Source organism: Desulfobacter sp. UBA2225 (assembly GCF_002348205.1).
Lineage (GTDB): Bacteria > Desulfobacterota > Desulfobacteria > Desulfobacterales > Desulfobacteraceae > Desulfobacter > Desulfobacter postgatei.
Genome location: NZ_DDYV01000195.1, coordinates 1 through 11,764, shown reverse-complemented (window position 1 = coordinate 11,764; position 11,764 = coordinate 1). Strand labels below are relative to the sequence as shown.

The 11,764-nt window shown below is 48.0% G+C and carries 9 protein-coding genes; 1 reads left to right on the top strand and 8 read right to left on the bottom strand.

What is annotated here, in order from left to right; genetic code table 11:
• The 7 genes from B3D59_RS09920 to B3D59_RS09890 all read right to left on the bottom strand — a co-directional run.
• On the bottom strand, positions 1 to 380 hold a 380-nt coding region (locus tag B3D59_RS09920), incomplete at its 3' end, for a transposase (protein ID WP_286819434.1).
• A 247-nt stretch (positions 381 to 627) separates the two neighbouring features.
• A complete protein-coding gene (locus B3D59_RS09915; protein ID WP_286819433.1) occupies positions 628 to 2,535 on the bottom strand; it encodes a TonB-dependent receptor plug domain-containing protein in 1,908 nt (635 codons plus the stop codon).
• 202 nt (positions 2,536 to 2,737) lie between these two features.
• A complete protein-coding gene (locus B3D59_RS09910) occupies positions 2,738 to 4,528 on the bottom strand; it encodes a two-component system response regulator (protein WP_286819431.1) in 1,791 nt (596 codons plus the stop codon).
• A gap of 2 nt (positions 4,529 to 4,530) precedes the next feature.
• On the bottom strand, positions 4,531 to 6,957 hold the full coding sequence (locus B3D59_RS09905; RefSeq protein WP_286819430.1) for an ATP-binding protein: 2,427 nt from the start codon (positions 6,955 to 6,957) through the stop codon (positions 4,531 to 4,533).
• A 9-nt stretch (positions 6,958 to 6,966) separates the two neighbouring features.
• Positions 6,967 to 7,521 carry a YfiR family protein gene (locus B3D59_RS09900; protein ID WP_286819429.1) on the bottom strand — a complete coding sequence of 185 codons (555 nt, stop codon included), beginning with the start codon at positions 7,519 to 7,521 and terminating at the stop codon, positions 6,967 to 6,969.
• Position 7,522: 1 nt separating this feature from the next.
• Positions 7,523 to 8,560 carry a TonB-dependent receptor plug domain-containing protein gene (locus tag B3D59_RS09895; RefSeq protein WP_286819435.1) on the bottom strand — a complete coding sequence of 346 codons (1,038 nt, stop codon included), beginning with the start codon at positions 8,558 to 8,560 and terminating at the stop codon, positions 7,523 to 7,525.
• Between the two features lie 58 nt (positions 8,561 to 8,618).
• Positions 8,619 to 9,512 (bottom strand): TonB-dependent receptor plug domain-containing protein, encoded by an 894-nt coding sequence (locus tag B3D59_RS09890; RefSeq protein WP_286819428.1) that lies wholly within the window; start codon positions 9,510 to 9,512, stop codon positions 8,619 to 8,621.
• 366 nt (positions 9,513 to 9,878) lie between these two features.
• On the opposite strand from B3D59_RS09890, the gene B3D59_RS09885 reads away from it, so the two are divergent.
• Entirely contained in the window at positions 9,879 to 10,565 is a 687-nt protein-coding gene (locus B3D59_RS09885) for a GntR family transcriptional regulator (protein WP_286819427.1), read from the top strand.
• Between the two features lie 10 nt (positions 10,566 to 10,575).
• Here the strand turns inward: B3D59_RS09885 and B3D59_RS09880 are convergent, their stop codons facing one another.
• On the bottom strand, positions 10,576 to 11,124 hold the full coding sequence (locus tag B3D59_RS09880; protein ID WP_286819426.1) for a hypothetical protein: 549 nt from the start codon (positions 11,122 to 11,124) through the stop codon (positions 10,576 to 10,578).
• Positions 11,125 to 11,764 lie beyond the last annotated feature (640 nt).

Here is an 11,764-nt window from a genome sequence, read left to right as displayed (position 1 = left end):
ACCATATTCATGTCAATATAAATCAGACAACTGACCAAATGGGTATCGGCCTGGATTGCCGTTGCATGGTAACGATCCTCCCAATAAGCACCTCGCCGTCTCTTTCTTATGTTATACTCTTGAGCGGTCTGCCCGGCAATAACCTGCATTGATTTTGGGATTGTATCTCTGTTACCGTTATCTGATACCAGCAAATGGATATGGTTAGAAGTGACAATGTAATTTAAAACTTCAAGTCCGTATTTCTGCTTTGCCCTGAAAAGCAAATCGAACCAACGATTCCTGTCTCGAGCAAATTTCAGCAAAAACTCTTTTTTGTGACAGCGATGGGTTATGTGCCATACACAACCTGGAATATAAAATCTTTTTGCACGCGGCATTTTTATTTTAGGGCGTATTCACTTTTTTTGTTAAAATCATGATTTTACTTCCCAAAAAGGGGCTCTAAGATCAAAATAGGATATATCTTTTATAAAATCAACCATGATTACAGTTCATTACATGAGCCCGACCCACTACCGAGATGTTGTTTTGATTCTTGCGTAATATGGGGGGACAGCTTGCTTACGTAATATGGGGACAGCTTGCTTATTTTTTCCGCCTTTTTCTAAACTCTGGATAATCCCCCTAAAAACGATAAGTCAATTGGCAATAAGCCGACGACCCCACTTCAACCGGAGCGGAAAAAGATTCCTGTACAAATTCCACGTGGTCCCCTCTCAATAGATTCTGGCCCACCACAGAGAACTCCAGGTCAGGCAGAATCTGCCAGGCAAACCGGATATCCATGGTCAGGTAACTATCGACTTCATAGGTCTTGTCGGTATCAAAGGAATACAGGGCATCCATATCATCCACAAAACGGAACCAAAGATTGAGCTGCATGGTTTTTGAGACGGCAAAATCACCCTGCAGCGAAATTTGATGATGGGGAAAACCGAAACTGTCGTATACTTCTACTTTATTTTCAAGAAGAGTATAAGCAAGGTGCCCTTGGAAAAAATCAGAGTACCTGTATTTTAAAGACAATTCCACCCCGTAAGTTTCTGCGGAACCCTCATTGGTAAGGGTTACATATTGGGTAAACCCGCTGCCTGTGAAAACTTGATTTAACTCCCCGGTTCTCAGATCGTCGTAATCGTTGAAAAACACTGCCAGATCCATTGAAAATGAATCGACCGGGATAAATCTATACCCCAGCTCATAGGCTGTCACTTCTTCAGAATCGTAGTCGTCGTTTCCCTGGGTGACAACGGTAAGAGGAAGTCCTGGTGCCGGGGTGAGACCGAGCTGGTATGTGTTAAAGGCAGCATTTTTAATTTCTCCATCGGACTCGAAGCGGCTGGGGGTCCTTACCGCCTGGGAGACCGCTCCCCAGATTTTATGTTCATTGTTCACCGCCCACAGGGCTCTGATGCTGGGCTGAATCTCCATATTGCTGTATTCGTTGTGTTCGATTTTTGACCCGATGGTGAGCTTCACGGCATCGTCGACCAGGGATATTTCATCTTGAAAAAATCCGCTGAAAAGATGATCTTCTTCTTCCGTGGGATCTATGGAAACGATATATGACTCAACAAACCGGTCCCGGGTATACCGGTACCGGATTCCCCAGACAATATCGTTCCACGTCCCTAAACCAAACCGGTAGGTGGCATCAATGTCAAAGGTGTCACGGTCTGATTCATTGATATCCTCGGCCTGATTTTTCCCGTCATAATAAACCTGAAGGGTGAAATCAGAATCCGGGGAAATGGTTCGCTTCCACCGGGATAAAAGATTCCATCCCTTGGTATCTGTTTCCACAGGCGTGGACGTCAGGTAAGTTGGCGGGGTCAAGTCGGCCAGCAGCAGCGTCTGATCAATGTCGGCCTCATAGATATCCCCCTGGAGGGTTAGGCTGTCTTTACTTGAGAGCATGGAATCCAGCCGGAATCCGGCTTGGGTTTTGGTCCAGGCATCATCCGCATCAGATCCGGTCTCCAGGGTGAATTCATCTCTGCTTTGATGTTTTGCATAGAACCGCCAGAAGGTGTCTTGCCCCAGCGCATCCCCGTACCTGACGCTTGAAATTACATTTTCATGGTTTCCGGAACCAAGGGCGACATATCCTCCCTGGGTATCGCCCGCATGTTTGGTGATGATATTGATGACCCCGTTCACCGCATTGGCCCCCCAGACAGTGGCCCCGGGCCCCCGGATCACCTCAATCCGGTCCACATCCTCCAGCAGCACATCGTTAACTTCCCAGTAAACCCCTGAAAAGGCAGGGGTATAAACACTTCTTCCGTCTATGAGGACCAGCAGCGCATTGGCAAAACGGCCGGCAAACCCCCTGGCGCTCACCGCCCATTTGTTGGAATCAAGCCTTGCCACGGTAATCCCGGGTACCATGCGCAGGGCGTCCGGAATATTGGTCACCCCAGACCGTTTTATATCCTCGTTGGTGATGACATGGATGGCCGTAGCACTGTTTGAAAGATTCTGGCTTTTTTTTGCCACCGAGGTGACTTCAATGTCCATCAATTCTTCCATGCTCAGTTCAAAGATATCCTTCTGTGCGGACAAGACCTGACATGGGCAAAGCGTCAAAAAACATAAAAAAACAAAATAATATTTTAAATGAAATAATCCAGATAAAATAATCTTAAATTCTGACATGCTATCACCTTTATTTTATTCTGATTTTGTGCATGGTTTACCATAACCCTTAAAAAGCGGAATCCAGAGAAAAATATCAGGGCAGAAACCGTTTTTTCGCTTTCAACATGCTGGTAAATTCATCCCGGGTAACCGCCGGACTGAACAGGAACCCTTGGCCGTAGTCGCATCCCATGCGATGCAGTAGCGCAAGTTGCTCCCGGGTTTCAATGCCTTCGGCCACCACCTTCATATCCATGCTGTGGGCCATGGATATCATGGCTTTAACAATGGATTCGTCTTTTTTCCCCGTTAAAATGTCTTTTATGAAAAATCTATCGATTTTTACCACATCAACGGGAAAGGTTTTCAGATAGCTCAAGGATGAATAACCCGTTCCGAAATCATCCACGGAAATGGTCAGTCCGATCTCTTTGAGCTGATTAAGTATGTCCAGGGTTTGGGAGCCTTGAGCGGCCATCACACTTTCGGTGAGCTCCACCTCCAGGCATGAAGAGGGCAGGTTATACGCTTTGAGCATTTTAATTATTTTGTCCGGAATTTCCTGCTCAACAAAATGCTTGCTTGAAATATTCACGGCCACCCGGATCGCCTTAATCCCCTGATCATACCATTCCAGTAGCCGGCGGCCGGCTTCCCGGATTACCCAGTCGGTAAAGGGGACGACCAGTCCCATCTCTTCTATGGCCGGAATAAATTCAGCCGGAGAAACATTACCCATCCGGGGATTATGCCACCGACTCAAGGCTTCGGCACCAATGATTCTACCATCCAGCAAAGAGACCTGGGGCTGGTAAAAAAGGGTAATTTCATCTCCGATTACCGCTTTTCTTAAATCGTTTTCAAACTCCAGCCGGTTCTTTGCCTGAATATTCAACGCCTGCTCGAAAAATTGAAACCGGTTTCCTCCGATTTCCTTGGCATGATACATGGCCAAATCAGCATTGGAGATCAAGGACTCGGCATCGTTACCGTCCAGGGGGAACAGACTGATGCCGATACTGGAAGAGATGAAAACTTCGTGGTCGTCAATATAAAACACCCGGCACAATTTTTCATTTATCCGTTTAGCCACCAAACCGGCATTGTCAGGCGCTTTGAGGTTTGGGAGGAGTACGGTAAACTCATCCCCACCCAGGCGTGAAACCATCACCTGCTTTGCATCATTTTTTAACCATGCCAGACCGTCAGTGGTCCGGATAGAGGTTTTAATCCGCTCCGCCACCTGCCGGAGCAGCATATCGCCGGCCTTGTGACCGAGACTGTCATTTACCAGCTTGAACCGGTCAAGATCCAGGAACAGCACGCCAAGCAATTCGTCCTCTGCGCAGTTTTCCACTTCCCGTATCAGGTTCTCCCGGAACATGGTCCGGTTGGCAAGGCCTGTGAGGTGGTCATAATAGGCCAATTCCTGGATCTGTTTCTGCTGCAGGATCACGTCATTAAAAGCTGCGCTGGCCCTGAGCATGTATTTGATACGATATTTGAGAATCGCCCAGTTAATGGGTTTGCTGATGAAATCCGTGGCCCCGACGGTAAACGCCCGGTCAATGGATTCCATGTCATCCAGGCCCGTCATCATCAAAACAGGCACATGTTTTCCATTGGGTAGAGAGCGAATGGCTTTGCAGGCTGTAAACCCATCCATTTCAGGCATGTTCACATCCATGAGCATTGCATGGGGATTTAATTTTCCAAAAGCATCAACAGCCTTCCGTCCGTTTTCCACAACCTCCACCCGGAACCCATATCCGTCAAGGGCAGCTTTCATGAGCATGCGGATGGCTTCGTCGTCGTCAACCGCCAAAATCAAAGGGTTTTCAGACGCTTCAAGATTTTGGTTATCATTGTCCTCGTGTTGGTTCATATTCATGTCTCCACCATATATTCCTTTAATTGACTCACTGCCTGGTCAAGGGCCGGCCCGATTTCCGTTATGATTTGGGATAAACGTTCCAAATTATCTGTTTTTCGGGTATTTTCCTCCAATGCTTTATATAAGGAGGATAGATAAACAGCGCCAAGATTCCCGCTGCTGGATTTCATGTAATGTGCATGGTCCCTGATAGATTCCAGGTCCCCAGCCGCCAGGGCAAGGGATATTTTTTGTGTCCGTTCAGGGGCGTCCCTTAAAAATATTTTGATGACCTTGGTGAGAATATCATCCGCACCGGGGGGCTGAATTCCACGGATCACATCCAGGGCTGCCGTGCAAATCGTCTCTTCGTTGGGCTCAGCATCGGTATGATCTTCCTCCACCGCTGGCTGATCTATAACGGTGTCCTGCCATTCAGGCAGCCACCGACTCAAAATCTCCGCCATTTGGAATTTGCTGAATGGTTTTGCCAAATGATCGTCCATACCGGCTTTAATACATTTCACCCGATCTCCGGCCAGGGCGTGGGCTGTCAGTGCGATAACCGGCAACTCGCCGCCGCTCCTGGAGATGCTACCCATGGCCCTGATTCTGCGGGTGGTATCATATCCATCCATGACCGGCATCTGGCAATCCATGAAAATTATATCGTAAGATTTATTCTTCACGGCAGCCACCGCCATTTCACCGTTTTCGGCCAGGTCAACCCTGCAGCCAAGGTTCTTCAAAATTCCGGAAGAAACTTCCTGATTAATGGTATTATCCTCCACCACCAACACCAGAGGTGCTTTTTCCGGAAGGACTTCTACTTCAGAGCGCCGGTCGTACACAGCCGGGTTCTGCATTATGGAATAGGTTTTACTTGAAAATTCAAGTGGGGCCACACTATCTTGCGATACTTTCTCCAACTCAAGCTGAAACATGAATTCACTGCCGATGCCGGACCGGCTTTCACATGAAATCCGGCCGCCCATCAATTCCACCAGTTGCTTGGAAATGGCAAGGCCCAGTCCGGTACCTCCGAATTCGCGGGTGGTGGACTCGTCTGCCTGGGTAAAGGGTTTGAACAACCGGTCACAGACATCTTTTTCCATCCCGATTCCAGTATCCTTAACCGAAAAACGGACCTTCGTGAAGGCGTTTTTCTCTTCCAGGGTCTGCACCCGCACCCGTATTGTTCCTTTATTGGTGAATTTAAGGGCATTGGAAAGCAGATTTAAAACAACCTGGCGTATCCTTAAAGGATCGGCATTCACAAAAGGAGAACCCAGTTGCCCGATGTCTACAATCAGCGTTAATCCCTTGCTTTCGGCCTGGCCTGAGATGATGTCCACGGTCTCTCTTACCAGGCTTTCAAGGTTGCAGGGCGTTGATTCAAGTGCCAGTTTTCCGGCTTCAATCTTGGTAAAATCAAGAATATCGTTGATGATGAGCAGCAAGGAGTCCCCGGATACCTTTATGGTATTTATAAGTTTTTTTTGATCCCGGGTCAACGGAGTGTCCATCAGCAGTTCCACCATGCCCAGCACCCCGTTCATCGGGGTTCTGATCTCATGGCTCATATTGGCCAGAAACATGGATTTGCTTCGGTTGGCGGCCTGGGCCTGATCCGCCAGGGTCACTGCCCTTTCCATAGCCTTTTGGAGCTTTACGGTTCTGTCCCGGACTTGATCTTCAAGATGAATATCCCGTTCCTCGATTTTTTCCAACATCCGGTTGAATCCGGCTGCCAACTCCCCTAATTCGTCCTCGGTATCACGCGCCACCCGGAGGCTGTAATCCTTTTCTTCCGAAATTTGTCTGACCGCTTGGGTCAGCCTAATTACAGGTACGGTAAATATGCGTTGCAGGCGGCCGGCCATTACGCCGGCAAAAACCATACCTGCAAAAGCAGCCAAGGCCAGATATCCCACCCATTCAACCAGGAGACGATACAGTTCCTCCATGCCCGCCTGGAGAAATAAAAATGCAATCTTCTCCCCATCCAGGATGATGGGGTGGAGTATGTTCAGTTGATGCGTTTCAACCCAGCTCATCGTTTCATTGGTTTTAAAATAATTTTTTGGAAATGAGGGGATGTTCAATAAGCGGGGATCATGAGGTTTAAGGGTATAGGAGAGCGCCACAATCTCTGTACCGTCGATACTATAAAAGGCAGATCTGTAAAGTGACGATCGTTGCCCCAGGGATTCAAGGCTTTTAACCAATACCTGACGATCTTCAAACATCAGGGCGGCGGTGCTGTTATCTCCCACGATCCGGGCCAGACTGCTAAGTTCTTCCATTGCGTTGCGCTTATAAAGGAACCATTGGGTGGCAAATACAATTAGAACGGTCAGAATCAGCACTGCGGAACAGGTGCCTAAAATTACAATATTAAGTTTGCTTTTAATGGACGTTTTTTTCAGCCAGATATTCATCGCTCCCCCCTATTTTTTTATTTCCAGGGCCAGGGACAAGAGCCGGGAATCAAGCTCGACGCCGGTGAAACCCGGGGCTTTCAAATTGATGATGAACCGCAGCCGTTGCCGTATGGTGACCAGTTGTATGGCACCGCCGTCGTCCGCAAAGGACGGGGCGTCCCCCACCGTAATAACCCTTGACGATTTCAGTGCCCTGAGAACAGGCATCCAGCTCTGGTTCGATTCCAGATAAAGCAGGTGGCAGTCATCCATGCTCTCCCCGGTTCGATACTGCCTTACCTCAATGGGACGGGAGCCGATGCGCTTTGAATTCAACAATTCTCCAATTTCCATGGGCAGATCCTCCCCCAGAAGCCCGATGACCAATGCAGCGTCTTTACTTTCAAATGCAGATTCCGGCCAACGGATGAACTTGCTGAAATTATAGAGGTAGGCCGCTCGAAGTTTATATTCTGACACGCTCAGACGCCCGGTCCAATCCTGGGCCGCTCCCTGCCCGGACATCAAGTACAGACCGAGGAAAACCAGTACGAGCATGGCGCTCGCCGTCTTGTTGATCATTTTAAAAGCGCCACGTAATTTTGGCATACAGGGTGCGTTGAATTTCAATAGGGGTCAGGTAACTGTCGGATCCGTATTCCATGAACTTTCCGTCCAACAGATTCTGCCCTGCCACCGTCAAATCCATATTGCCGTTGATCTGCCATCGAATATTTGCATCCAGTGTAAAAGAGTCGTCAACCACATACCGGTAGCGATCGGTATTGGTGAAATCCATAAATTTAATTTCCCCTGTATATCTTGCCCAGAGATTCAGCCGAAGATTTTTTTTCAAATCAATTCCCAGTCTCAGGCCTGCCTGGTGTGAAGGAGATGTCTCTTCTATTGTTTTTTTTGAGTATGCATCGCCGGTAACATCCATTTGAAGGCAACTGTAGGTGAATTCTGTTTCCAGCCATTCCACGGGCAACCAGGTCACGGCGAATTCCATCCCATAGGTATTGCCTTTCACATTATTGGCAAAATACATGCTCCACTGATCTTCCCCCTGGACTATTCCTCCCAGATCAGTGTACCGGTTGTAAAACAAAGAAATATCTGCTGAGAAATTGTTGGTGGCAGCATACCGGTAACCGGTTTCAAATGCAATGAGCTTTTCAGCATCATATTCCGGGCTGCCGTTCAGGGAAATCTGGGTATACATCGGAAAGGGGATAATGCCCTGAAGAATTCTTCCGGAATCCTCCATCCGCGACGGTGTTCGGACGGCCCGTGCCACAGATGTCCAAAAGCTGTGGTTTTTTCCGGGCCGCCACAGTATTCTTGCATTGGGCTGAAGTTCTACCCCGGAATAATCGTTATGTTCGATCTTTGATCCCAGGGTGAGCCAGAGCAGGTCATCAATTATGGTGATCTCATCCTGGACAAAACCGCTGAATAGATGAGTGGTTTGGGCTTCGGGCATAATCTGAACCTGAAAGGTGTTGGAAAAATCATCCCGGACCATCCGGTATCCCATTCCCCAGACCACGTCATGGCCGCCTGACGGCTGGAATCTATGTTGAAAATCCATATCAAGGGTATGATGGGTTTGACCCAGAGAATATTCATCTCTGGTGTTGTAATCATAATAAGCCTGGACCGTCCAGATATCCTGTTTAGAATCTTTTGATGTCCAGCGGCCCAGGATATTTCCCCCCGTGGGATTTCACATTTTCCACAAGATGGTCATCATAGGGAAAGAAGGGAAGGGTAACATCCTGCTCACTCTCCACCCGGAAGATATCTCCCTGCAGGGTCCATGCGTGGCGAATGCCTTTGTCACCATCAATTCTGAAGCCGGCCTGACCGTTCTTCCATCCGTCGTTCCCGTCGCTGCCGTCCGAGGCTTTTACAAAGGAATCCCGGTCATTTCCCATGGCATAGAACCGGGCATAGGTATCTGTATTCAGTTTTGTCCCCACCCTTGCGCCGGCCATGAGTTTTTCGTGAGTTCCCGTTCCCAGGCTGACCAATCCCCCCTGGGTGTCTGATGCCGGCAAGGTAATGACATTGATAATGCCGTTTACGGCATTGGCACCCCACAGGGTTGCTCCGGGCCCCCGGATAACTTCGATCCGGTCGACATCCTCGAGCAGCACATGCTGAAGATCCCAGTATACCCCTGAATAGATAGGCGTATACACGCTGCGTCCGTCAATTTGTACCAGCAGTTTATTGGAAAAAGTGCCGTTGAATCCCCTTGAGGAAATGGCCCACCGATTGGCGTTGATCCGGGCCACCTGCAGCCCCGGGACCAGCCGAAGGGCTTCGGCAATGGTAGTTGCACCGGATTCGAATAATTTTTCCCGGTTGATAACATAGACTGCGGCAGGAACATCCGATAGAACCTGGGACTTTCGACCGGCGGACGTAATCTGGACATCCATCAGGTTCGCCATATCCATCTCCAGTATATCTTCGTCACCTGCACTTACGAAAAGAGGCGTCACCATGGAATACAATAGAAAACAGACAACAAAATTTACAGTAATCGAAAGTTCCCGACGCATGCCCCCCCACAAAAAGATTGATTTTTTTTAATTCAAAGGAGGGCCGTTCAATACGTTATACCCCCTCCCCTCCCCTGATACTTAATACGGGAATCAAAAAGTACCGCTATCATGATATTTAAATTTTTAATAGAAGTCTACTGTCCGACTCCGATTTGTCAATAAAAAAACAAGCGCGCTTCTGATGTTTATCATATTAAATATTTGATCATATTTTTGATCAAAAAAATAAAAAATTTATCTTTAACTATTCTATTTATAAAAGTTATTAATAAAAAAGTATATTACTATTTTTAATAAAAAAGAGGAGAAATACCTGCTGAATTTCATTGCTTTTACCCTGGTGTTGGTATATTTAAAGGAATTATGAGAACAAAAACTAAAAAATCGAAAGATGATTTCACTCAGGAGGCATACAACGGTATCCGGCGTATGTTTTTTTTAAACGAAATCGTCCCGGGCCAGAAAATGTCTTACGGAGATCTGGCCAAACGCCTGAACATGAGTACCACTCCGGTGATTCAGGCCCTGAAGCGCCTTGAGATCCAGGGCCTGGTTCGACATGAACCCAACCGGGGATATTATACGGAAAACATCAGCCTTTCAGAGGTGATCGAAATTTATGATTTCAGGGAACTCATTGAAGTTTCACTGCTGCCGGATACCATTACGGGCATGACCAGGACAAAACTTAAAAAATTAAAGAAGGCCCTGGACAATCACTTGGATGCGGTTCGGGATATTTTTTTAAAAGATCGACTGCTCAAAGACATGGAATTTCACATGACCCTGGCAGAACTGTCCGGCAACCGGATAAGGGTGGCTTGTTTAAAGGACCTGTTTGATCTGCTCTACCTGAAATACCGGGGCAACATTCTTTTCGTCACCCCCATGGAAATGGTGGATGCCGCGCATATCCGGCTGTATGATGATATCGCCGCAGGCAACCTTGAAGGTGCCCGGTCCGTGCTGGCCGGACACATTGCCAATGTTAAGGAACACGCCATTTCAAGCATTCAGCGGATGAATCGTGAAAAGCATGCAAAAATATAAAAAATTCGGGTTATACCGACAGTTCAAGCCACTCAAACCAGATGGGATAGTTTTCCTTGTACCAGGCCAGAATCTGTTTGAGTATCTCCTGCTCGTCGGCGGAAATGGTCGTCGGCGTAATTTTGTCAAAGCGTAGCACCATCTTATCTCCAAAATATTCCAGGGCTTCGGTGCAAAGTGTCTGAAGTTCGTTGCGAATCCTGCCTGAGTCTGAAATTTTAACGGCCCGGGTTCTGAAATCCTCTCCCTTGAAAAACCGGTTGAGCAGCGGCGAGAAAATCAGCTTGCTCTGCTGTATGGGCTCTAACAGGCGAAGGGCAAAGGTGATGGCCTTGTCCCCGAACTCTGAAGTGACCCGAACCGTGACTTCCCAGGTGTCCTCGCTGATCTGTTTTACGCCTTGGGCACCACTGTAAGGATCCGTCAGCATATATCCCGACACGGCCAGGGTCTGCCATTTTTTTGCGGCAATCAGATCGCTTGCATTGATGGTGCGCGGTTTTAATGGGATGCCGGCGTTTTTAGCTTCCACGATACTGTTTCGGTAAATTTCAATCATTTNNAAACAGATCCTGTTCAAGTCTTGTGGCAAAATTGTTGTCTTGAGGGTCAAGCTTCATGGCCGCTGCATCCTTGTCATAGGGCAGCTTGAATTTTGAGGAGAGTACGGCAAGGGATACATCCAGGCCCAGAATGCCGGACAGGCTGGCCGCCTGCATGGCTTCGGCTGAAGCGGCATATCCGTCCACCACCAGCAGGTGAATGTCACCCTTGTCATCGGTCCAGGGCTTGACCGCAAAGGTCGGCGCATAGGTACCTGAATCGGTGAACGGCGCTATCCCTGTCGGCAGAATCCAGTTTTCATCAATAAGATGTGCACCGGTATCCCGCCACTGATCCCAGATTTTTTCGATTCTTTCCCGGCGGGTGTTTCCGGTAAGGGTCCAGACATGAACATTTTCGGCCTTAATGCCGTCAAAGGTCTCCTGAATGGCATCCATGACCATATAACGCGGGGTAAAATAATTGACCAGGACGGATTTGTAGGCTGCATTTTCCACAACCTGTTCCGGGAGTACAAGGCACCCCATATATCCCTCATACTGGTCACTGATGATCAAAGGCTGGTCAAAGAGGTGAAAGACACTCATGGGGCCTGTGGGTTCTCCCTTGGCAAACCTTGAGGTGTTTTCCAGGGT